General features: G+C 65.5%; 24 protein-coding genes. 11 read left to right on the plus strand and 13 right to left on the minus strand.

All coding sequences use genetic code 11. From position 1 onward, the window contains the following. Genes LDO41_RS26285 through leuC form a run of 4 tightly spaced genes read right to left on the minus strand, consistent with a single transcriptional unit; the run spans window position 1 to window position 4,176 of the window. Window positions 1–1,032, minus strand: coding sequence for a putative 2-aminoethylphosphonate ABC transporter substrate-binding protein (locus LDO41_RS26285; protein WP_223993691.1), 1,032 nt, complete (start codon window positions 1,030–1,032; stop codon window positions 1–3). 45 nt (window positions 1,033–1,077) lie between these two features. Continuing rightward, window positions 1,078–2,151: a 3-isopropylmalate dehydrogenase gene (leuB, locus tag LDO41_RS26290; RefSeq protein WP_223993693.1), complete on the minus strand. Its 1,074-nt coding sequence runs from the start codon at window positions 2,149–2,151 to the stop codon at window positions 1,078–1,080. Beyond that, window positions 2,148–2,753: a 3-isopropylmalate dehydratase small subunit gene (leuD, locus tag LDO41_RS26295; RefSeq protein WP_223993695.1), complete on the minus strand. Its 606-nt coding sequence runs from the start codon at window positions 2,751–2,753 to the stop codon at window positions 2,148–2,150. The genes leuB and leuD overlap by 4 nt, the downstream gene beginning before the upstream one ends. Further along, complete coding sequence (gene leuC / locus LDO41_RS26300; RefSeq protein ID WP_223993697.1) at window positions 2,740–4,176, minus strand: 3-isopropylmalate dehydratase large subunit; 1,437 nt, start codon at window positions 4,174–4,176, stop codon at window positions 2,740–2,742. Before leuC ends, leuD begins: the two co-directional genes overlap by 14 nt. 162 nt (window positions 4,177–4,338) lie before the next feature. Here leuC and lhpI point away from each other — a divergent pair, with 162 nt between their 5' ends. Together lhpI and LDO41_RS26310 are read left to right on the plus strand one after the other, a co-directional pair. Beyond that, the gene (lhpI, locus tag LDO41_RS26305) at window positions 4,339–5,289 is read left to right on the plus strand and encodes a bifunctional Delta(1)-pyrroline-2-carboxylate/Delta(1)-piperideine-2-carboxylate reductase (protein ID WP_223993700.1); all 951 of its coding nucleotides are present in this window, start codon (window positions 4,339–4,341) and stop codon (window positions 5,287–5,289) included. Between the two features lie 24 nt (window positions 5,290–5,313). Continuing rightward, entirely contained in the window at window positions 5,314–5,670 is a 357-nt protein-coding gene (locus LDO41_RS26310) for a RidA family protein (protein WP_223993702.1), read from the plus strand. A gap of 17 nt (window positions 5,671–5,687) precedes the next feature. On the opposite strand, the gene LDO41_RS26315 is transcribed toward LDO41_RS26310, so the two are convergent. Continuing rightward, window positions 5,688–6,842 carry a GGDEF domain-containing protein gene (locus tag LDO41_RS26315; protein ID WP_223993704.1) on the minus strand — a complete coding sequence of 385 codons (1,155 nt, stop codon included), beginning with the start codon at window positions 6,840–6,842 and terminating at the stop codon, window positions 5,688–5,690. 234 nt (window positions 6,843–7,076) lie between these two features. Here LDO41_RS26315 and LDO41_RS26320 point away from each other — a divergent pair, with 234 nt between their 5' ends. Next, the gene (locus tag LDO41_RS26320) at window positions 7,077–8,288 is read left to right on the plus strand and encodes an NAD(P)/FAD-dependent oxidoreductase (protein WP_223993705.1); all 1,212 of its coding nucleotides are present in this window, start codon (window positions 7,077–7,079) and stop codon (window positions 8,286–8,288) included. A 74-nt stretch (window positions 8,289–8,362) separates the two neighbouring features. Here LDO41_RS26320 and LDO41_RS26325 read toward each other — a convergent pair whose 3' ends face one another. The 5 genes from LDO41_RS26325 to LDO41_RS26345 form a co-directional block, all read right to left on the minus strand. Beyond that, the gene (locus LDO41_RS26325; protein WP_223993706.1) at window positions 8,363–8,908 is read right to left on the minus strand and encodes an RrF2 family transcriptional regulator; all 546 of its coding nucleotides are present in this window, start codon (window positions 8,906–8,908) and stop codon (window positions 8,363–8,365) included. Window positions 8,909–8,975: 67 nt separating this feature from the next. Then, window positions 8,976–9,914 carry an alpha/beta hydrolase gene (locus LDO41_RS26330; RefSeq protein WP_223993707.1) on the minus strand — a complete coding sequence of 313 codons (939 nt, stop codon included), beginning with the start codon at window positions 9,912–9,914 and terminating at the stop codon, window positions 8,976–8,978. Next, window positions 9,914–11,422, minus strand: a complete 1,509-nt coding sequence (locus tag LDO41_RS26335; RefSeq protein WP_223993708.1) for a GMC family oxidoreductase — start codon at window positions 11,420–11,422, stop codon at window positions 9,914–9,916. The genes LDO41_RS26330 and LDO41_RS26335 overlap by 1 nt, the downstream gene beginning before the upstream one ends. 27 nt (window positions 11,423–11,449) lie before the next feature. Beyond that, the gene (locus LDO41_RS26340; protein ID WP_223993710.1) at window positions 11,450–12,076 is read right to left on the minus strand and encodes an isochorismatase family protein; all 627 of its coding nucleotides are present in this window, start codon (window positions 12,074–12,076) and stop codon (window positions 11,450–11,452) included. A gap of 142 nt (window positions 12,077–12,218) precedes the next feature. Next, a complete protein-coding gene (locus tag LDO41_RS26345) occupies window positions 12,219–13,127 on the minus strand; it encodes a LysR substrate-binding domain-containing protein (RefSeq protein ID WP_223993712.1) in 909 nt (302 codons plus the stop codon). A gap of 134 nt (window positions 13,128–13,261) precedes the next feature. Between LDO41_RS26345 and LDO41_RS26350 the strand changes: the two genes are divergently transcribed. Then, the gene (locus LDO41_RS26350; protein ID WP_223993714.1) at window positions 13,262–13,447 is read left to right on the plus strand and encodes a hypothetical protein; all 186 of its coding nucleotides are present in this window, start codon (window positions 13,262–13,264) and stop codon (window positions 13,445–13,447) included. A gap of 13 nt (window positions 13,448–13,460) precedes the next feature. On the opposite strand, the gene LDO41_RS26355 is transcribed toward LDO41_RS26350, so the two are convergent. Then, entirely contained in the window at window positions 13,461–14,606 is a 1,146-nt protein-coding gene (locus LDO41_RS26355; RefSeq protein ID WP_223993716.1) for a citrate synthase family protein, read from the minus strand. A 119-nt stretch (window positions 14,607–14,725) separates the two neighbouring features. On the opposite strand from LDO41_RS26355, the gene LDO41_RS26360 reads away from it, so the two are divergent. From LDO41_RS26360 to LDO41_RS26375, 4 genes are all read left to right on the plus strand, one after another. Next, window positions 14,726–15,679, plus strand: coding sequence for a 2-hydroxyacid dehydrogenase (locus LDO41_RS26360; protein ID WP_223993718.1), 954 nt, complete (start codon window positions 14,726–14,728; stop codon window positions 15,677–15,679). 91 nt (window positions 15,680–15,770) lie between these two features. Further along, a complete protein-coding gene (locus LDO41_RS26365; protein ID WP_223993719.1) occupies window positions 15,771–16,376 on the plus strand; it encodes a fumarylacetoacetate hydrolase family protein in 606 nt (201 codons plus the stop codon). 70 nt (window positions 16,377–16,446) lie between these two features. After that, a complete protein-coding gene (locus tag LDO41_RS26370; protein WP_223993722.1) occupies window positions 16,447–17,205 on the plus strand; it encodes an SDR family oxidoreductase in 759 nt (252 codons plus the stop codon). Between the two features lie 54 nt (window positions 17,206–17,259). Beyond that, a complete protein-coding gene (locus LDO41_RS26375; protein WP_223993724.1) occupies window positions 17,260–18,234 on the plus strand; it encodes a Bug family tripartite tricarboxylate transporter substrate binding protein in 975 nt (324 codons plus the stop codon). A 41-nt stretch (window positions 18,235–18,275) separates the two neighbouring features. Here LDO41_RS26375 and LDO41_RS26380 read toward each other — a convergent pair whose 3' ends face one another. After that, window positions 18,276–19,172, minus strand: a complete 897-nt coding sequence (locus LDO41_RS26380) for a LysR family transcriptional regulator ArgP (RefSeq protein WP_223993726.1) — start codon at window positions 19,170–19,172, stop codon at window positions 18,276–18,278. 86 nt (window positions 19,173–19,258) lie between these two features. Between LDO41_RS26380 and LDO41_RS26385 the strand changes: the two genes are divergently transcribed. The 3 genes from LDO41_RS26385 (at window position 19,259) to LDO41_RS26395 (ending at window position 22,161) form a co-directional block, all read left to right on the plus strand. Continuing rightward, window positions 19,259–19,930: a LysE/ArgO family amino acid transporter gene (locus tag LDO41_RS26385; RefSeq protein WP_223993728.1), complete on the plus strand. Its 672-nt coding sequence runs from the start codon at window positions 19,259–19,261 to the stop codon at window positions 19,928–19,930. Between the two features lie 208 nt (window positions 19,931–20,138). Further along, the gene (locus tag LDO41_RS26390; RefSeq protein WP_223993730.1) at window positions 20,139–20,840 is read left to right on the plus strand and encodes a substrate-binding periplasmic protein; all 702 of its coding nucleotides are present in this window, start codon (window positions 20,139–20,141) and stop codon (window positions 20,838–20,840) included. Between the two features lie 73 nt (window positions 20,841–20,913). Continuing rightward, on the plus strand, window positions 20,914–22,161 hold the full coding sequence (locus tag LDO41_RS26395; RefSeq protein ID WP_223993731.1) for a GGDEF domain-containing protein: 1,248 nt from the start codon (window positions 20,914–20,916) through the stop codon (window positions 22,159–22,161). A gap of 3 nt (window positions 22,162–22,164) precedes the next feature. On the opposite strand, the gene LDO41_RS26400 is transcribed toward LDO41_RS26395, so the two are convergent. Beyond that, complete coding sequence (locus LDO41_RS26400; protein ID WP_223993732.1) at window positions 22,165–22,455, minus strand: hypothetical protein; 291 nt, start codon at window positions 22,453–22,455, stop codon at window positions 22,165–22,167. Window positions 22,456–22,533 lie beyond the last annotated feature (78 nt).

Here is a 22,533-nt window from a genome sequence, read left to right on the forward strand (position 1 = left end):
TCAGTTCGGCTTGGGCTCGGACTTGCCGTCGTAGCGGCGCACCCATTCGTTGGTCAGTCGCGTCAGGTTATCGACGGCAGTGGTCACGTTGTCGTCGGCCATCATCGCTTCCGCGTTGGCCGGATAGTTCGGCGGCACCTGGCTCACTTCGGGATGAGACACCACCGCCATGAACTTGTTGAACTGCTCGTTGGCCTCCTTGGTGGTAACCCAATCCGCCACAACCTTGGCAGCCGCCAGTTTGGGCGTGTTCTTCATGATCGCCGTCGACTCGATGTCCCAGCCGAGCTTGTCGGTCGGCACGATGATGTCGATCGGCGCCCCCTTGCTCTTGAGCTGTGGCGCGGTGATGTCGGTAGAGATGCCGATCACGTATTCACCCGTGGCCGCCAGCTTGCAAGGCTTGGAGCCGCTATGCGTGTACATCGCGATGTTCGCGTGCAGGCCATCCATGTACTTCCACGCGGCGGGTTCGCCCATGCTCTGGACCCAGTGATTGACGCCGAGATAGCCGGTCTGGCTCGAAGCCGGATTCGGCATCGTGATCTGGCCCTTGTAAATGGGCTTGGCGAGATCCGACCACTGCGTTGGCGGCGGCAGACCACGCTTCCTGGCCTCAACCGTGTTGAAGCAGATCATGGTCATCCAGGCCTCGTTGCCGGTGTAGACCGGCGGCTTGTTGACGCTGTCACGAAAGCGCGGCTTGAGCTGCGCGTAGCCCTTGGGCTCGTACGGCTGAATCAGCCCCATCTTGTTCAGCGTCAGGATATGCATCGCCGGCACGCCCCACAGCAGGTCGGCCTTGGGCGCGTCCTTCTCGGCGATCAGTCGTGCAAGGATGATGCCGGGGCTGTCGCGGAGCCAGGCAATCTGGATCTCGGGATGCGCTTTCTCGAACGCCGCCTTGTACGGCGCCAGTTGCTCCTTCTCGAGCGTGGTGTAGACCGTCAGGGTGGTCTTGCCCTGTGCCTGCGCGAACGGCACGACCAGACAGGCGAAAGCGGCGAACAGCGTGGATTTCAGTAAGTTCATGGCAGTCCTCTTCGGGGGTTGGACACGGCTGGCAGGCCGCAACGGTTATTCGAGAGCGGCGAGCGCCGCCACCACGGCGTCGCCCATCGCTTCCGTGCCGGCGCGCGTGCAGCCGGGCTGAAAGATGTCGGCCGTGCGCAGACCGTCGGCCAGCACGCGGCGTACCGCGCGCTCGATGAGATTCGCCGCCTGCGGTTGGCCCAAGCCCTGCCGCAGCATCATGGCTGCCGACAGGATCGAGGCCAGCGGATTGGCGAGATCCTTGCCGGCGATATCCGGCGCGCAGCCGTGCACGGGTTCGTACAGGCCCTTGCCCTGCGCGTTCAGGGACGATGACGGCAGCATGCCGATGGACCCCGTAAGCATCGATGCTTCGTCGGAGAGGATGTCCCCGAACAGATTGCCGGTGACGATCACGTCGAACTGCTTTGGGTCGCGAGCCAGCGCCATGGCCGCGGCATCGACGTAGAGGTGGCTCAGCGCCACGTCCGGATAGTCGCGCGCGACCTCTTCGGTCACGATGCGCCACAGCTCCATGCTTTCCAGCACGTTGGCCTTGTCGACCGAGCACAGCTTGCCGCGCCGGGCCCGCGCGGCCTCGAAGCCCACGCGTACCACGCGCGCGATCTCGTCCTCCGTGTAGCGCATGGTGTTGATGCCGACACGACGACCGTTCTCTACAACGATGCCGCGCGGCTCGCCAAAATAGAGATCCGACGTCAGCTCGCGGATCAGCAACAGATCGAGGTCCTCGACGATCTCGGGCCGGAACGACGATGCGCCGGCAAGTTCGCGGAACGTGACGATGGGCCGGTAGTTGGCAAACAGATCCAGATCCTTGCGCAGCGTGAGCAGCGCATCGCCCGGGCGCAATCCGCGCGGCAGCGTCTCATACTGGAACCCGCCTTCGGCGCCGAACAGGATCGCGTCCGCGCGCTGCACCGCATCGAGCGTGGCGGGCGGCAGCGGATGGCCTGTCCGATCGTAGGCCACACCGCCGATCAGGCATTCGACCATCTCGAAATGCAGGCCTCGCGTTGCCAGCGCCCGCAGAACCTTGACCGCCTGCGCGGTCACTTCCGGGCCGATACCATCGCCCCCCAGTACTGCAATCTTCATGATGTCTTACCCGTCGGTTGAATCCGGTTTTGCTCGAAACGATCGATGGCCTCGCGCATCGAGAGCGTCAGGTCGATATCGTCGAGCCCCTTGAGCAGGCAGTCCTTGCGGAAGGCGTCGATCTCGAACCCGCAGACGCCGCCGTCCGGCGCCGTCACCTGCTGCCCGGGCAAGTCGACCTCCACCTGCGCGCCGGGCTGGCGGGCCAGGCACGCCAGCAGGCGAGAGATGAAGTCGGGCGGCAGGACGACAGGCAGCACGCCGTTCTGGTAGCAGTTGTTGCGGAAGATGTCCCCGAAGCTCGGCGCCAGCACGGCACGAAATCCGTAGTCGGCAAGCGTGAATACCGCGTGCTCGCGTGACGACCCGCAGCCGAAGTTCGACCCCGCCACCAATACGGCCGCACCGGCATAGGCAGGATCGTTCAGCACGTAACCGGGCCGTGGTTGCTCCGTCTGATCGAAGCGCAGGTCGTGGAAACAGAAGCGGCCGTAGTCTTCGCGTACCTTGTGCATAAAGCGACCGGGCACGATCTGATCGGTGTTGATATCGGCTTCCGGCATCGGCACGGCCACGCCGCGCACATGATCAAACGGCTGCATGGGCCAGCTCCTCGCGATAGTCCGTCAGGCAACCCGCAATCGCAGTGGCGGCGGCCATGGCAGGGTTGACCAGATGGGTACGCACCCCGGGGCCCTGCCTGCCGACAAAGTTGCGGTTGGTGGTGGACACGCTGCGCTCGCCCGGCTGACCGATATCGCCATTCACACCCAGGCACATCGAGCAGCCCGGTGTGCCCCATGTCATGCCAGCATCGAGGAAGACACGGTGCAACCCTTCGGCTTCCGCCTGCGCGCGAACCAGGCCCGAGCCCGGCACTACGAGCGTGCGCACACGGGCCTTGCGGCCACGGATGGCACTGGCCGCGAGGCGCAGGTCTTCGATGCGGCCATTGGTACACGAGCCGATGAACACACGGTCCACCGGGAGCCCCTGTAGCGACTGCCCACCCTCGAGTCCCATGTAACGCAGCGCGCGTTCGGCGGCGGCGCGTCGTGCGGGATCGGGCAGATCGGCAGGATCGGGAATGCGTTCGTCGATGCCGCAGCACTGCGACGGATCGGTGCCCCACGTGACCATCGGTGAAATCGATGCGACGGCAACAGTGACACTGCGGTCGAATACCGCGTCGGGGTCGCTGCGCAATGCCAGCCAGTCGCGGCTGGCGGCGTCCCATTCCGCGCCCGACGGCGCGAACGGCCGGCCGCGCAGATATGCGAGCGTGGTGTGGTCGGGCGCGATCAGGCCGGCACGCGCGCCCGCCTCGATCGACAGATTGCAGAGCGTCATGCGCGCTTCCATCGACATCGCATCGATGACCGGGCCGCAGTACTCGATGACATGCCCCGTGGCACCCCCAACACCCACCTGGCGGATAAACGCCAGCGCCAGATCCTTGGCCGTGATCTCAGGCGCCGGCTCGCCGCTGAAACACACGCGCATGGTGGCGGGCCGCACTTGCCATAGCGTCTGCGTGGCCATCACGTGACTGACTTCACTGGCGCCGATGCCAAACCCGAATGCACCGAACGCGCCGTGGGTCGAGGTATGACTGTCGCCGCAGACCACGGTCATGCCGGGCAGGCTCATGCCCTGCTCCGGGCCGACCACGTGGATGATGCCCTGACGTTCGTCGCCGAGGCCGAAGTGCACCATGCCATGGCGACGCGCCTGCTCGGCGAGCTCCGTCACCATGACGCGCCGGTCCTCGTCGATGACATCCGCCAGCCGTGTGCTGTGGGACGGCGCGTAGTGATCGGGCACGGCGACGGTGGCCGCCGGCCGCCGAATAGGAATGCCGCGACGCTGCAGCGTGTGATACGACTCGGCGGGCAGGTCGTCGCTGAGGTAATGGCGATCGATATAGAGCAGGATCTGTCCGGATGGCTGCTCCGCGACGACGTGCGCCTGCCAGATCTTCTCGAACAGCGAGCGCGGCGATGCGTGATGTGTGGGGTGCGGCATGAAGGCCTGTGGTGCCATGACGTTATGTGCCGCCATCTTGCCGAGCCGCCCCGCGCCCGTATATTGGTGGTTCGCGACGCTGCCGACGCGAATGACGATGGCAAGGATCGTCCGGCGCGGCTAGCATGGCGGGATTCCATCGATCGAGAAGAAGGAGCCGTCGTGCTGCAACCCGAAGCCGCGCTGCTGAGAGACCTGTTGTCGTTCCCACTGCTCGTGAGCGCCCTGCGCGACGCGTTTGCCGCCGGTGCCACGGTACCGCTAAGGCATACCCACACCATCGGCGAAGCGGGCCAGCCGGATGCCGGCATCTCGTTGCTGATGCCCGCGTGGGATGCCGAGGGCTTCTATGGCGTCAAGATCGTCAATATCTACGAGGGCAATGCCGCGCACGGCCTGCCGGGGCTGCATTCGACCTACATGCTGTACAGCGCGCGCACCGGCGCGCCACTGGCGATGTTCGACGGCAACGAAATTACCTCGCGCCGCACTGCCGCGGCGGCGGCGCTGGCCGCCGACTATCTGGCCCGCCCCGACGCCCGTTCGTTGCTGGTTGTGGGAGCCGGGCGCGTCGGCAGTCTGGTGGCGCCGGCCATGGCGACCGTCCGCCAGCTCGACCGTATCGAGATCTGGGACATCGACGCCAGCGCGGCGGCCCGATGCGCGCAAGCGCTGCGTGAACAGGGTCTTCCGGCGAGCGCCGCCACGGATCTGGAACACGCCGTACGCGCGGCCGATATCGTCAGTTGCGCGACGTTGGCCACCTCGCCGCTGATTCACGCGGAATGGCTTGCCGCCGGCAGCCATCTGGACCTGATCGGCAGCTTTACACCGCGCATGACCGAAGCCGAGCCCGCCTGCTTTGCCAATGCCTCGGTATGGGTCGATACCGACGAAGCACCGGCCAAATCCGGCGATCTGCTCAACGCGTTTGCCGCAGGCTGCCTGACCCCGGAGTCATTGCGCGGCAATCTGACCGGCCTTGCGCGCGGCACTTGCGCGGGCCGGCAGTCAGCCACCGAGCGTACCGTGTTCAAGGCTGTAGGCACTGCGCTGGAAGACCTCGCGAGTGCCCGCCTCGCCTACCGGCAGCTCACCGCGTCCCAACACTGATCCCCTTCTTCATCCTCTCTCAATATGTCCAAGATCGAACGATTCGAAACCAGCGCCCGCATGTCCCATACGGTCATCCATGGGAATACCGTCTACCTGGCCGGCGCCATTGCCGAGCGTCTGGACGGCGATATCACCGCCCAGTCGGAACAGGCGTTGGCCGAAGTGGAACGCCTGCTCGCGCTGGCTGGCAGCGACAAATCGCGGCTGTTGACCACGCAGATCTGGCTGAAGGACCTGCCGCGAGACTTCGCGGCGATGAATGCGGTATGGGAACGCTGGCTACCGGCGGGTGCCGCACCGGCGCGCGCGACGTGTCAGGCCCAGATGGCCGACGCCGCCATTCTGGTGGAGTTCATCGTGACCGCGGCGCGCGACTGAGGTCGGCACGCATTGCCTCAGGCCCCCGCGAGCTCCAGACGGTTGCCGCCAAGCGACTTGGCGCGATAGAGCGCCTGGTCCGCCGCGGCCAGGCCGTCGGTTAGCGCGGGAGCGTCCTGCTCGAACTGCGCGAGCCCGATGCTAACCGTGGCTGGCACGCCGACGCTGTCGAGCCGGTTGGGGATGGCGGCGGCAAAGCGCTGCGCGATGGTCTGCCCAAGCGTCTGCGCGCGGCGCGCATCGTCACCGGTCAGCAGCGCGGCAAATTCCTCGCCGCCGATGCGCGCGAGCAACGCGCCCGGCTCCAGCACCCCACGCGCGATTTCCGCAAACGACCTCAACACGGTGTCACCGGTCTGGTGACCGTGGATATCGTTGATGGCCTTGAACTGATCGAGGTCGAACGCGAGCACGGCCACCGGACCACGACCGTCTTCGCCATCGAGAATGCGCGCGCCCTGCTCGAAGAACCAGCGCCGATTGCCGAGGCGCGTCAGATAGTCGGTCTGCGACTCACGCAGTAGCTGGCTGTGCAGCTCCTCGCGCACGAGCTTCAGCAGCGTCATCGGCAGGATGACCGAGAACAGCACGCCCTCGTACATCGTGATCTTGCTTGCCATCGATTGTGCCACCGGGCCATACGCGTTGACGACCCACGGCAGCACGCAGGTGCGCGCGATATAGAACAGCGAGTGAATGCCCGTGACCGCCACGACGATGCGACGCGCATGCAGCGCGCGCAGCGACTCGCAGCGCCACATCTCCCATGCCGTCATGCCACTGATCAACGCAATCGGCGTCGCACTGACGTAGGCCCAGATCTGGTCCTGCCAGCGCGCGCCACCGATCAGCCAGATCAGCGCCATCACGACCAGGATGGCTATCGCGCGCCCACGCACGTGCCGCCCGCTGAACGAGGCCACACCACTGAGGATCAGCAGATAACCGCACAGCATGATCAGGTTGCTGATCATCGCGCCGCTGAAACCGGGCAACTGCCTGCGGATCAGTACCGCGGCGCATCCGGTCGCGAGCGTTGCAAAGCCCGTCGCGAGAATTCGCAACGACCGGCTGCGCCTGGGATTGGTCCGGTGTTCCCAGAAGATCATGCCGGCGCTGGCCAGCAGAGTCCCGATCGCAAGGAGATAAAGGGTAAGGAGATCGACGTACATCCCGAATGTAAAGACGTTGCGCCATGGCTCTGGCGCCAGCCGAATTTTACGTTGGAAATTCGACCGTGCGAGGTTACTAAACGTTCACTTTCCAAGGAATCCCTTCTAATTTCTTGCACTTTTAAACTCCGACTCATAGAATCGTAGTTATGCGGCGCCGTACAGAAATCTCAGGGCGCCCGCCACTGGCGGCCAGACCGCACGAAACCGAGGTTTGATTCAGGAGCATCAGAGATGTCGAAACGTATTCTTGTTATTGGCGCCGGCTTTGCCGGTATGTGGAGCGCACTGGCTTCGGCCCGCCTGCTCGATCAGGTCGGGCGCACCGACATGGAAATTGCTCTGGTCGCTCCCACGCCCGAGCTGCACGTTCGCCCGCGCCTCTATGAACAGAATCCGAATGGCATGCGTGCGCCGTTGCAGGACATCTTCCAGGCCGTCGGGGTTCGCTTTATTCAAGGCTGGGTCGAACACATCGACGTGGCGCGGCAGGAAGTCACCGTCGCCACCGCGGGTGCGGAAGGCGCCTCCCAACTTGTCCACTTCGATCGACTGGTGCTGGCCGCCGGCAGCCGCCTGTTCCGCCCGCAGATCCCGGGTCTCGAACAGCATGCGTTCAACGTCGATCAGGTAGCGGACGCGGCCGAGCTCGATGCGCATATCGGCAGTCTCTCCGGCCTTCCCGACAGCGCGGCCCGCAACACGGTCGTTATCGCGGGCGCGGGCTTCACGGGCATCGAGACCGCGGCCGAGATGCCGGCGCGTCTGCGCGAAGTGCTCGGAGAAAACGCTGCGGTCAACGTGATCATGGTCGAGCGCAACGATGCGATCGGCCCCGACCTCGGCGCGGGCCCGCGTCCCGTCATCACGCAGGCGCTGACCGAACTCGGCGTGACCTGGAAGCTCGGTTCCGGCGTGGCGGCGGTGGACGCGCACGGCGTGACGCTCGAGAACGGCGAGCGCATCGAAGCGACAACCGTGATCTGGACCGCGGGCGCACGCGCCAGCGCGCTGACCGCGCAGATTCCGGCCGAGCGCGACAAATTCGGCCGTCTGCACGTCGATAGCAGTCTCAAGGTCAAGGGCCTGGACACCGTGTTCGCGACCGGCGACTGTGCCTACGCGGCCACCGACGACGAGGGCAACTTCGCGGCGATGTCATGCCAGCATGCGATGAATCTCGGCCGCTCAGCCGGGCACAACGTGGCCGCCGATTTGCTCGGCGTGGCAGCGATTCCATACAGCCAGCCCAAGTACGTTACGTGCCTGGACCTCGGCCCGTGGGGCGCGGTGTACACCGAAGGGTGGGATCGTCAGGTCAAGCTGACGGGCGGCGTGGCCAAGGCGCTGAAGACGCAAATCAACACCGAGTGGATCTATCCGCCGCGCGCGGACCGTGCGGAAGCACTGGCACTGGCCGATCCGCAACGCATCGTGGTGGCGTGATGAACGTCAACGCACGATGAAAGAAAAGGGCGATCCAATGGATCGCCCTTTTTTCACACCATGTCGACAATGACTCAGCCGCGTTCGCTCTTGTCGCTACGACGGCTGTCCGCGCGATGGTCGGCGCGATCGGTCAGCCATTGCACCACTTGCGGACCATAGGCCGCCGGCGCCTTTTCGAGCGTGCGCTGCGCCAGATCCGCGAGCGTATGTTGTTGCAACTCGGCGCGCATCGCGCGCTCCGCCGCCTGCATCACCGCGTGAATCGAACAGACACCACGCGTAGCCCATGTCGGGGGCGCATCCTCGAAGACCGCGCAGCGGCTGCGAATCTCGCGGCAGTCGAACAGTGCCTTGTCGCCGTCGATGGCCTCGACGACATCGTGCACCGTGATGCGATTGGCGGGGCGCGCCAGCCGAAAGCCGCCCTTGATGCCTTCGGTCGCCGCCACGAGTCCGCCCTTGGCCAGCTTGGTGAACAACTTGGCGAGAAACTCGGTGGGTACGCCCTGAAGCTCGGCAAGATCGCGCACGCTCGCTTCATCGACGGCGGCGTCCGAACGCGTCAGATACAGCATGCAATGCAGGCCGTACTCGACGCCGGTGCTGATGTGGGACATAACAAACTAGGACTGTTGTAATCGTAGTAATAGCCTATACAACTTGCGCGGCCACCGCAAGGTGCGATCACAATCGCCCGGTCAGGAAACCCGCCACACGGTCAAGCGCGCTACGCGCACTCGCCAGTTCGACGACATTGAACTGGAACACGTGATGCAGACCCTCCCAGATCTCCACGCTCACCGTATTGCCCTGCTCGCGCGCCTGCTGTGCGTAACGCGTGGCGTCGTCGCGCAACAGTTCTTCGCTGCCCACCTGAATATAGAGCGGTGGCATGCCCGCCGGAATGCCGAACAGCGGTGACGCCATGGGGTCTGTCGGCGCGGCAAACCCCAGATACTTCTCCGCGCTGTCCGCGAGGTATGCTCGTGTGAGCAACACATCGCGAATGGCGGGATCCGTCATGCTTGGGCTGCACAGCGACAGGTCGGTCCACGGCGAGAACATCGCCCCTGCCGCGAGCGTCGGGACGCTCTGTTCACCCGCCGTCGACGCGCGCGTCAGCGTGGCCAACACCGAGAGCGACAGCCCACCTCCGGCCGAATCGCCGATCACCGCCAGCCGCTGCACGCCCGAGCGTGCCAGCCATTGCGCCGCTGCCACCGCCGTATCGTGCGCGGCGGGCATCGCGTGTTCCGGTGCCAGCGGGTAGTCGAGCACGAACACCGGCCGGTTGGTGCGCGCGGCGATCTGGCTGGCGAAGTGGCGGTATGCGGTGGCGGAACCGAGCACGTAGGCGCCGCCATGCAGATAAAGAATCGCAGCGTCTCCCGCGCGCTCCTGTCCCGGCGGCAGCAACCACCATCCACTTATCTCGCCGTCGTGCACCGCGACGGCGATCACATCGGCCGCAGGGGGCGTCGCGGCGATAAAGCCATCGTAGGTGGTGCGCAGATCGTCGTTCGCATGCGCGGACCAATAGCGCACGAAGGACTCCAGCAAGGTACGTTCCGCCTCGCGCTCCTCCGCGCTCAACGGCATGGTCTGGGTCGTAGTGGCAGGCATCATCGGCTCCAGTCGGTGACGCGCGCGGCAATGTGCTCGGCCGCCATGATCGTGGTGAGGTTGGTTGCGACCGATGGAATCTCGGGCAGGATCGATGCATCCACCACGCGCAGTCCCGCGATGCCGCGTACCGCGCCGAGGCCGTCGACCACCGCGCCCGGATCGTTATCCGCGCCCATCGGCACGGTCGAGGTCGCGTGCTGATAAGTATCGAGTCCCGCCACGATGGCCGCCTCGAGCTCGGCATCCGTCCGCACCGCGCGGCCCGGCTCCATCTCGTGCGCCACCAGATCCGCGAAGGGCGCGGTGGCACCGATCTGCCGCGACAACCGCACGCCTTCCAGCAGGCGGCGACGATCGCGCGTGGTGGCCAGGAAGTTGAAGTCGATGCGCGGTGCCACGCGTGGATCGGCACTGGCCAGCCGCACGCTGCCGATCGACTCCGGCAACGTGAGCGCGGTAGCCAGCACGATCGCACCTCCGGTCGGACTCGCCGCGGGATCCCAGATATGCGTGGCGGAGACATGCAGGTCCAGCTCGCCAGGTGACGCTTCGAGCGAACGCGTCCACAGGACCGCGCCCGCTGCGGGCGTCATCGCATTGAACTCGCGCCGCAGAGCGTAGACGTTGTAATAGAACGGGTGGTCCATCAGGCGGCGGCCCACGGGCAGATCCGCAAGCGGCTTGATGCCGAGCGCGCGCAGATCGTCGGCGGGACCGATGCCCGAACGCATCAGGATCGATGGGCTACCGTAAGCGCCGGCGGAAAGGATCACCGTACCGGCTTCGATCAGTGTGCCATCGGCAAGCCGCACGCCATGGGCGCGGCCGCCCTCGACCAGCACGCGATCGACCTCCGCGCTGGCACGGATCTCGAGGTTCACGCGGCGACGCACATCGCTGGTCAGATAGGCGATGCCGGTGTTCTGCCGCACGCCGTCGACCACGTTGAGCGGATACGGGCCCACGCCATGCTGCGTGGCCGCATTGAAGTCCGCGATGCGCTCGAAGCCAAGTGCCACAGTGGCGTCGACAAACCCGCGCAGCGATGGCGTCAGCGCACTATGTGCGACTTGCCGCACGGGCAGCGGACCGTCACGTCCGTGCCAGGCATCGTCACCATATGGCGCGGATTCGAGCTTGCGAAAACTCCGCAGCACCTCCGCCGACGACCAGCCGGTGAGACCGCGCCGCGCCCAACGATCGAAGTCGGCCGATCGCGCGCGCATCGCCACCGCGGCGTTCACCGCGGAGCTGCCGCCAAGCACCTTGCCCCGGCGCGCATGGATCGCATGGCCCACCACGCCGGGCTCGGACTTGTAGCCCCAGTCGTGCGGCGCGTCGCCACCGACGCGGTCGGCCAGCGCCAACGCGTCGGGATAGTTCGAAGGACGATAAGCGGGGCCCGCCTCCAGCAGCAGCACGCGCTGCTGCGACGTTTCGCTGAGCCGGCGGGCCATCACCGCGCCCGCGCTGCCGCCACCCACAATGACGATGTCGTATTGCATGATCGGACTCCCGTTCAACGCCGACGCTCAACCGCGCGAGAAATGCTGCTTGAGGCCGAACACCAGACTGGCGAACGGCATGCCCAACGCGGCGTACACCGCCTGCGCCTCCGGGGCCGCGTTGTCGGCGAGAATTTCCACCGCGACGTTCGAATAGCAGACCGGCACCACCCCTGCCTGCTGCATGCGCGCCACGCCCATCTGGACCTGGGTCTTCGAGAAACCACCCGACGCATCGATGACCGCAAAGCTGTCATAGCCGGCATCGAGCGCGGACATCGCCGGGAAGGCCAGGCACACATCGGTGGAGATACCGGTCACGATCAGCTTCCTGCGGCCAGTCGCCTCGACGGCCGCCACCACGCGCGGCTCGTCCCACGCATTGACGGTGGTGCGCTCGATCACGGTAATGCCGGGCAGCGCGTCGCGCAGTTCGGGAATCAGCGGGCCCCACAGGTTTTCGGTGGTGGTCGTGACGATCACGGGCACGCCGAGCGCGACGGCCGCCTTGGCCAGGCTCACCACGTTGTGCGTCAGTTCGAGTGCCTCGATATCGCGCACGCCGGTGTAAAGGCCAACCTGATGGTCGACCAACAGCAGCACGGCGTTGTCACGGGTCAGGCGATTGTTGCGAGCGTTGTTCTGAGCGTTCATGGGTCTCTCCGTTGGGTGGGTCAGGCCCGCGTCGCGGTGCGATCGCGGCCTGGAGACCACTTTACAAATGAGACGATCAGAAAACAGTGGGTGTAAATTGGACCTATCGTCCCATTATTGGGACGATGAGCCACGAAGAAAGTTACTGGACGACTGTCGGCACATGCTCGGCGAGGTATTCGGCAAACGTGCGTACCGACGGCAGCAGCCCGCGCCGCGACGGCATCAGCAACGTCAGTGTGGCCACCCCGACGATCCATTGCGGCAGCACGCGCACGAGCTTGCCGGCGGTAATCTCGGCGCGGCCGACGTAGCCCGGCAGCGCGACGATGCCCACGCCCTCGCACGCGGCGGCCTTGAGCGTGGCCATGTCATCGCTGACAAGGCTCGGGGAATACGGCACGGCATGGGTCTGATCCGCATGACGGACATCGCGCAATTGCCAGACGTAGGCATCCTGCGTGGCGCCCAGCGCAATCGCGTCATGCCCGGCCAACTCCTCTGGCGCACTGGGCACGCCCTTGCGCCTGAGATAACCGGGGCTGGCGAACAGGTACCACGGGATCTGCGCGAGCGGACGTTGCACCAGCGAGGAATCGGGCAACGGCCCCATATGCGCGCGCAGGCCCATGTCGAAGCCTTCATGCACGAGGTCCACATGACGATTGGTCGCATGCTCGACGATGCGCACACGCGGATATGTCGCCATAAAGCGCGGAATCAGCGTGGCTAGTACCAACTGCGCCACCGCGACCGAACACGTGAAGCGGATGGTGCCGCTCGGCTCCGCTGTGCGGGTGCGCACGACGCTCTCCGCCGCCTCGGCCTCCACGAGCATCGCCACCGCGTGGCGATGAAACTCCACGCCGATCTCGGTGATCACGAAACGGCGCGAGGTCCGCTGGATCAGCCGCGCCCCCAGCGCGGCCTCGAGCGCGAGGATGCGCCGGCTGATATTGGACTTGGGCACATCGAGCACGCGGGCCGCGGCGGTAATGCCCTGGTGCTCGACGACCTTGGCGAAGTAATAGACGTCATTGAGATCGATCATGTCTGGCGGCGGCTCATTCCTGACGCAATGTGACTTGCGCAATGCTAACGCATGGCGATGCGTCCGAACTTTCCATGGTGCCCGGGCGTCCTATGTGTTTACGCCAACGCTTTACGCCAACACTGAGAAGATCCATGGGAGAGAACACGAAACGCAGGCTCCGCCGCAGACTCGGCCTGATCGGCGTGCTTGGCGCCATCGCCGTCATGATTGGGTTCGGCGCCCTCGCCGGTTGCGCCTCGCGCCCCGATGATGGCCAATCGGGCATCAGCGTCTACGGCGTCGTCGACGAAGGCGTGAGCCTTAAGCGCGATCGCTAGCCCAAGGGCGCATTCAACCGGTCTTCTCCGGCATCGTGCCCACATATCGCCCGCGCGGGCGGATCACCTGCGCGATGCCCAGTTGCTCGATGCTATGCGCCAGCAACCCGATACTGCGCGCGGTCGCGAACATGCCAAACGCGGCATCCTCGGGCAAGCCGTGATGCATGACGAGCGCGGCGAGCGCCACGTCGATATTCGGTTGCAGCCCCGTCAACGCCGTCGCCTTCTCGATAAAACGCGCGATCACCTCGGGCGGCTCGAATAGCGCAAGCAGTGCCGTCGCGCGCGGATCGCCATCGGGATACAGATGATGGCCAAAGCCCGCGAACGGCAAACCCGTCGACAGATGGTGCGCGATGACCTGATCCTCGCCGCTTCGCTCCACTTCGCTGAACAGCGCCTTGACGCGCCCTGACGCGTCGCCATGCAGCGGGCCGGACAACGTCGTCAACCCCGACAGCAGACATGCCGGCAGCGAGGCCCCGTTCGAGGCAGCGATGCGCGCGGCAAACGCCGAACTCGTCAGTTCGTGGTCGACCAGCAGCACCATCGCGGTCCGCAACAACTCCGCGACCTTCGCGGGCTGCTTCCAGCCTTGTGCAAAGCGCAGATGCAGCGGCTGTTGGCCCGGCTGCGCCCCGAATGCATTGGCCAGTTGCCCGACCAGACTCTGGCCTTCGACATGCAGCACGCGTGTGGTGCGGCCATGCGTCGAATGGCCCGTGGCGGCCAGCGTGGCCAGCGAGGTGAAGGCCGCCACGCGGCCGGGCCGCGCGACGCGCACCGTCGACGACAGATCCACCGTCTGCTGCGCGTTCCACAGCAACTGCGCCGCTTCCTCGAGCGTGCCCGCCTGCGCCAGCGTCACCGCGTCCTGCCCCCGGTAATACAGCCGCTCGCGCACAAAGGTCGAGATCGAGGTCGGAATACTCGGCTCCGCGCCGAACAGCGTGTTGGTGGCAAGCGTCTCGTGCTTGCGTCCTGCCTGCTTGCGTTTGGCGAGGCCCGCCACATCCTCCGCGCGATACAGACTGCGGCGCGTATCGGCCGGGTCGGACGTCACCTCGAGCTTGCCGCGGCTCACATACGCGTAGATCGTCTGCGGCCGCACGCCCAGGCGCTGGCACGCCTCATCCATCGTGATCCAGGTTCCCATGATGACCAGTCGTAACTCTCTCGTGTCGTTATATGTTGATTTTATAGATCAATATTGCCTTGTCGATCAAGTATTACATACCATGCTAGTCAACCTTCAACGCGACACCGCCCCCACACATGAAGCCGCAGATCCTGCAACTCAATCCCATCCTGATTCCCGCGATCAACGACGAGCTTGCCAGCCTCTATGAGGTGCACAAGTACTTCGAGATCGCGGACCAGGCGGCGTGGCTCCAGCAACATGGCGCGGCAATCCAGGCTGTCATCACGGGCGGCCATACCGGCATCTCCCGCGCAATGCTCGAGCAACTGCCTTCGCTCAAGGTGGTCGCCGTCAACGGCGTGGGCACCGATGCCGTCGATCTGGCTTATTGCCGCGAGCGCGGCCTGCCCGTCACCGCCACGCTGGGCGCGCTGACCGAGGACGTGGCTGACCTTGCCATCGGCCTGCTGATCGCCGCCTGCCGCAATATCGCTGCCGGCGATCGCTTCGTGCGCGACGGCCAGTGGGAACTGCATCCGTCGCCGAGCGCGATTCCGCTGGCGCGCCGCTTCACCGGCATGAACATCGGCATCGTTGGCATGGGACGCGTGGGCCGCGCGGTGGCCACGCGCGCCGCCGCATTCAACTGCCCGATCCGCTATACGGACCTCGGTCGCATGGACGACGTGCCACACGAATTCGTGTCCGATCTGCGCGATCTGGCGCGGGCCAGCGACGCGCTCGTGCTGTGCGCGGCGGCTGACAAGGCGGAAGGCATCATCGATGCCGCCGTGCTCGATGCGCTGGGCCCGCGTGGCTTCCTCGTCAATGTGGCGCGTGGTCGCCTGGTCAACGAAGACGACCTTGCCGAAGCCATTACCGCTGGACGCATCGCCGGGGCCGGGCTCGATGTCTTTGTCGACGAGCCGCGCGTGCCGGCGGCGCTGCGCGAGTCCGACCGCACCACGCTGCAGGCGCACCGCGCGAGCGCCACGTGGGAGACGCGTGGTGCCATGGCGCGCATGGTGCTGGACAGCGTGGCGCAGGGCCTGGCCGGTCAGCGTCCGACGATGAGCCTGACCACCTGAGCGCCCACGCCAAGTCGCCAGCGCCAGATCATGACAGCCCTCACGATGGACTACGTCTTTCCGCCCGCCGTACCAGCCTCGCTGGCCGTCGATGGATCGCTGGCAGCCTGACGAGCCTGCGCCCACCCGCATGCCCGCATGGTTCATGAAGCCGGCTACCGCCGTCGTACCCGCGCGAGGCACGCTGCCGTATCCGCCGGGCACCGCGGAGTTCTGCCACGAGGTGGAACTGGTCGTCGCGATTGGCGATGGTGGCCGCGACATCGATCCCGCGCTTGCCGCATCCCATATCTGGGGCTATGCGGTCGGCCTGGACATGACGCGGCGCGATCTGCAACAGCAGGCCAAGCGCGCGGGCGATCCGTGGGAACCGTCGAAGGCCTTCGATCACTCGGCGCCGTGCGGTCCCATCGTACCGGTGGCGACGTGTGGCCATCCGCATGCAGGGTCGATCCGACTGGCGGTCAATGGTGTCGCACGCCAGCATGACGATCTATCGGGCCTGCTGTGGCCTGTACCCGAGCTCGTGGCGATGCTGTCGCGCTCGGTCACGCTGATGCCCGGCGATCTGATCTTTACCGGTACGCCGGTTGGCGTAGCCGCACTGCAACCCGGCGATGTCATCAGCGCGAGCGTAAGCGGTATCGGCGAACTGTCGATGACCGTCGGCCCGTCGCCGAGCGCCAGCCACCCATAAACATCCGATTCACCCTCACACGCAAGCGGCGACAGACCGCCGTTGCACGACAACAGGAAGGAGACAGTCCTTGAACGCATCTCGCAAGATCGCCCTCGTTACCGGTGCTGGCAGTGGCGTTGGCCGCCTGACCGCGCTCGCGCTGCTCGACGACGGCTGGACCGTCGTGCTTGCCGGCCGTCGCGCCGAACCGCTGCAGACGCTCGCGGCCGAAGCAGCGGAACGTGGTCAGCATGCCGTGGCGATGCCGACCGACGTGACCGATCCCGCCAGCGTGCAGGCGCTGTTCGACAACATCGAGCGCGAGTTCGGCAGGGTCGACATGGTGTTCAACAACGCCGGCGTCAATGCCCCCGCGGTACCGATGGACGAGCTGCCGCTGGACAAGTGGTTCAACGTGATCAACACCAACGTCACGGGCGTGTTCCTGTGCGCGCGCGCCGCGTTCGGCCTCATGCGCCGCCAGTCGCCGCAAGGTGGTCGCATCATCAACAACGGTTCGATCTCCGCGCATACGCCGCGTCCGTTCACGGCGCCGTACACCGCGAGCAAGCATGCGGTCACCGGCATTACCAAGGCGCTTGCGCTCGATGGGCGCGCCTACAACATCGTCGCGAGCCAGATCGATATCGGCAACGCGCTGACCGAACTGTCCGAGCGCATGACGCGCGGCGTGCTGCAGGCTAACGGCACCACGGCGCCGGAACCAATGATGGACGCGAAGCATGTGGCCAACGCGGTACGGCACATGGCCTCGCTGCCGCTGGAAGCCAACGTGCTGACCATGACGGTGATGGCCAGCAACATGCCATTTGTCGGTCGCGGATAAGTCGGTCGCCACCGACACTGACACCGAACGAATAGAACACAGAAGGAGACAACCATGACAATCCACAAGCTGATCCAGACCGTCGCCGCCGCCGCGGCACTCATCGTTGCGCCGGGACTGGCGCTGGCCCAGAACTACCCGACCCGCCCCGTTACGATCATCGTGCCCGCGCCGGCCGGCGGTGGTATCGACCTGATCGCGCGCGTGGTTGGGGAGAAGCTCTCAGTCAAGCTGGGCCAGCCGTTTATCGTCGAGAACCGGCCGGGCGCATCGAACAACCTCGGTACCGCGGTGCTCGCCAACGCCAAGCCGGATGGCTACACCATCGGCATCGTCGGCGGCAGCCACAACACCAACAAGTTCCTGTTCAAGAACCTGGGCTGGGATCCCGAGAAGAGCTTCGAGCCCATCGTCTACACACACGAGATTCCGTTGGTGTTCGCGGTGTACCCGAAGCTGCCGGTAAAGACACTGCCTGAACTCGTGAGCTGGATGAAGGCCAACCCGGCCGAAGCCAAGGTCGCCACCTCGGGTCGCGGCAGCGCGCAGGAAATGGCCGCCGAGATGTTCCGCATGGACAGCGGCGCGCCGGTGCTGCTGGTGCCGTACAAGGGTTCATCGGCCGCGCATCCGGATCTGATCGCGGGCCGTACCGCGCTCTACATCGACACCATCAGCGCAATCCAGGAGCAGGTGAAGTCAGGCAACGTGCGCGCGGTGGCGGTCTCCACCAAGGTACGCTCGAAGGCGCTGCCCAACGTGCCGACGGCCGAGGAACAGGGCATCAAGGGCTATGACGCCAACACCAACGGTGGCTTCCTCGCGCCGGCCGGTACCCCGAAGGACATCGTCAACAAGCTCAATGTCGAGATCAATGCGGCGCTCAAGCTGCCGGAGGTGCGCGCAAAGCTCGAGGCCGCCGGCATCGAGGTGCAGGGTGGCACGCCGCAGCAGTACGCGGCGGTGATCAAGTCCGATCTCGCGAAGTGGGGCAAGGTGGTCAAGGAGGCCAACATCCAGCCGGAGTAATTTTGGCCACTGAGTTGGCCACTGCGTTGGCTGCTGAGTTGCTACTGCGGTAGCAACAGTGCGCGCGCGGCTGCCATGACTTCCTTGCTCAACCCGTCGAGCAATGCCGAGGCGGCCCGCGCGTATTGCCAATGCAGCGGCACGTCGAGCGGCGTATCCGGTAACAGCTCGACGAGCGTGCCGTCCGCAAGCTGGTCGGCGATCAGCGCCTGCGGATGCAAACCCCATCCCATGCCTTCGACCGCGGCGACGATGAAGGCATGCGTCGATGGCAGTGCATGGCGCGGCAGTTCGACATGCCGATGACATACGCGCCGCACCCAGCGATCCTGCAGTTCATCCTTGGGGTTGAAGGCCAGGCTCGGCGCCTGCGCCAGACTGCCAGCGCCCACCCCATCCGCAAAGTATTGCGCGACAAACCTCGGACTGGCGGCGGCCACGTAACGCATCGCACCGAGCGGCTGACTGTTGCAGCCGGTCACGGCGCGCGCGGTGCCGGTCACCGCCGCCATCACCGCGCCGCTGCGCAACCATTCCATGGTGTGGTCCTGATCGTCCACCGCCACTTCCATCAGTACCGGATGGCTGGCGGCAAAGCGTGCGAGGGCCGGTGCCACCCAACTGGCCAGACTATCCGCGTTCACCGCGATGGGCAGCGGCACGCGCGCGATGCCTTCGGGGGCGAGTGTGGGCAACGTGCCCTGCAACTCATGCTCGAGCAACCGCACGCGATCCACATGCTGGCACAGGCGGCGGCCAGTCTCGGTGGCCCGGCATGGCTGATCGCGCACGACCAGCGCGCACCCAACGCGCTCCTCGAGCAGGCGAATGCGCTGCGAGATGGCCGATGGCGTCACGTTGAGCATGCGCGCGGCACGCTCGAAGCTGCCTTCGCGAATCACTGCGGCCAGCGCGGAGAGGGCTGCGTAGTCGAGCATCGTTCTGCCAACGTGGTTTAGTTTGTCTAATGCGGATAAAGATAAGATAGTTTGTCTTCATTCGCCAAGACCGGCAAGCTGTGCGCATGAACCCAATCTCCCTTTCTGCCCTTCCTGCCCTCCCCTTCTCTCCTTCCGCCTCGCTCGCCGTCTTTGTTCAGGGTGTGGTGCTGAGCTTCGGCTTGATCGTGGCCATCGGCGCGCAGAATGCCTTCGTGTTGCGGCAAGGGCTGCGCCGCGAGCACGTCGGCATCATCGTGGCGTTCTGCGCGGCCGCCGATGCATTGCTGATTGCGGCCGGCGTGTTGGGCATGGCCCAGGCGCTGGGCGAACGGCCCGGGCTTGCGCGGGTGCTGGCGTTGGTGGGGGCGATCTTTCTGGCGGTGTATGGCTGGCGCGCGTTGCAGCGCGCGCGGCGCGACCAGCGCATGGATGCCGCGAATACGGGCCGTGGTTTCACGCGCCGCGCAGCGTTGGCGCAGGCGGCCGCCTTCACGCTGCTGAATCCGCATGTATATCTGGATACCGTATTGCTGGTCGGCAGCATCGGGGCGCAGCAGGCGGCGGCATTGCGCGTGTGGTTTGTCGCGGGGGCAAGCACGGCCAGTCTGTGCTGGTTTGGAATGCTGGGTTTTGGTGCACGCTGGCTGGCGCCATGGTTCGCGCGGCCGCTGGCGTGGCGGGTGCTCGATGGCCTGATAGGTGTGACGATGTTCCTGTTGTCGGGGCTGCTGCTGCGGCAGGCCGTCGTCGGATGACTTTGATGGCGGAACAAGGGTAATCCTTGATCTAAACCCCCGCTGTAACCTGCCGTTAATGCCGCAGGGGCTTACTGCGAGGGACCCGGGTTGCGGGTGCGCAGCAGAGCACGTTCTCGCCTTCCGCGCCGTACCTGACGCCATGCACCTTCTTCGCTTCCGCCGGCTTCTCCTCGCTATCTGCGTGGGTTGGGCCGCGCTCTGTGCCATGGCCCCCGCGGCCGGTGCAGAGATCACCATCGTGTTGTATTCGGAAGCCGGCCAGCGGCCGCTGTCGTTCGAGGAGAACGGCGTTCCGCGCGGCGCCTATATCGAAAATCTCCGGCGCGTGCTCCGGCGCATGCCCGAGTACAAGGTGCAGATCCGCTTCGCATCCTGGGCGCGTACGGTCGAGGAAGCGCGCAACGGCAACTCCGCCGGCATCCTCGGCGTGTACTACCGCCCTAACGATCGGCCGTTTCTCAATCATTCCAAGGCGTTCTACACCGAGGAAGTCGCCGTGCACTGCAACCGCGATTCGATCGAGGGTCGGACGTTTCGGAACTATCCCGAGGATTTCGCCGGCCTGCGGTTCGGCAACCAGCGCGGCTACCTGGCCCCCGGCAAGCCATTCTTCCAGATGGTGGCCGACGGCAGGATCGGGCTGGTCGAGGGCCACGAGTTCCACGACCTCGTCAAGAAGATGCTGGTGCAGGAGATCGACTGCGTGGTCAACCCCAGCGTGGTCATCAACGAGGCGCTGATCGCGCTCGAGGCGCAGGGCATCCCGGAACGCATGCGCTACAAGTCCCGGCGCGTGCTGACGATCCGCAACGAAACCGTGCATATCGGCTTCAGCAAGAAGTATGAGGAATCCCATCCGGAACTCGCTCGCTTCCGGCAGTTGTTCGACAAGGCGGTGGATGAATAGAATGCTGCCCTGACACTCCCGAGATCGCGCTTCCATGCCACTGCTGCCACCGGTTCGTTCGATCCGGAACAGGATGATCGTCCTGTTTATCGTTGCCACGACCACCACGCTGGGCGCGTTTGCCGCCCATCGGCAATGGCAGTTGCAGCAGGACCTTGAACAACGCTTCGAGCGCACGCGTGCGGAAGTGTCCGACGGCCTGCGGCAAAGCCTTGCCGCGCCAGCCTGGGCGCTCAATGTCGATATCCTGCGCACGACGCTCGAAGCCACGCTGATCCACCCTGAAGTCACGGGTGCCTGTATCTATGCGCCGGATGGCCACGACGTCTACGCCGAGGTGCACCGATCGGCCACGCATGCCTCCGCCTGCACGGTCACGGGCAGCCACGATGTGCTCAGCGACGTCACCATCTATCCGCCCGACGAGATCGACGCCGACCGCCGCGCCCAGCCCATCGGCAAGGCCATCATCCGCTTTACGCGCGACAACATGCGTCAGGCGCAGCGCAAGGCCATGGTGCAGGGCATCACCGAAGTCGCGGCGATCGACGTGGTGCTGGTGCTGCTGCTGACGTTTGGGTTGCGCATGGTGTTCGGCCCGCTCGAACATCTGCGCACGGCACTGTTCCGGCTGGCGTCGAGCCAGGGCGACCGCCTCGACGAACTGGCCAGGCTGGGCCGCACAGAATTCGACAGCGTGATCGACGGTTTCAACCGCGTACTGCGGCGGCTGCAGGCAACCCAGGCCGAACTCGTGGAGAAGAACCGTCAACTCGAAGCGGTTTCAAAGACCGATCAGCTCACCGGCGTCTTCAACCGCCGGCATCTGGACGAAGTCCTGAACAGCGCGCTGACGTTCTCGCGGCACGACGGCATGCCGTTCTCGATCATTCTGCTCGACGTGGACCGCTTCAAGTCGGTCAACGACACCTACGGACACCAGGTGGGCGACCGCGTGCTGGTGGAGATCGCACGCTGCATTCTCGAGGTCAAGCGCGTAACGGATACCGTGGGCCGCTGGGGCGGCGAGGAATTCCTGCTGATCTGCGCGGACACCGACCTCGACGATGCGGTGCGCTTTGCGGAAACACTGCGCGACGCGGTGGCCGCGCGCGTGTTTTCGGTCACGGGACAGATGACCGCGAGCCTGGGCGTGGCATGCGTGCAGCAGAGCGACACGATCCACGGCATGATCTCGCGCGCGGATCAGGCGCTGTACCGCAGCAAGGAGCGCGGGCGCAATCGCGTGGAATATGCGCCCAGGCGGAGTGACGAGTCGTGCGACACGGGTGGCGAACTGAGCGACCCGGTGTTCGACTGAGTTTCAGGCCGCGCGCGGACCGAAACCCGAGTACGGCTTGAGCTCTATCACTTGCGGCGGCTGCAGGAAGCCCGACTTCACGAGCGGCAGCGCCGAGAATGCCCGCACCAGGCGCTCCGCATCGTCGGCCTCGGCAAGTACGGCCGCGCCACCGTCACCGCGCAGCCAGATCTGGCGCACCACGCCATCGACATACAAATGGCGGATGACTTCGGATTCGGCCTCGCGATCGGCGGCGGTCGGCGGGTTCTGCGGGGCAGGCGAAGTGCGGGAAACCAGAACGAGAAATTGCATCGTCAACTCCAGAATGAGTTAGGGGGAGACCTGCGCCCGCACCTTGTGAGCATGAAGATGGATGCGGGCGCGGGCGGG

Source organism: Cupriavidus pampae (assembly GCF_914271485.1).
Lineage (GTDB): Bacteria > Pseudomonadota > Gammaproteobacteria > Burkholderiales > Burkholderiaceae > Cupriavidus > Cupriavidus pampae.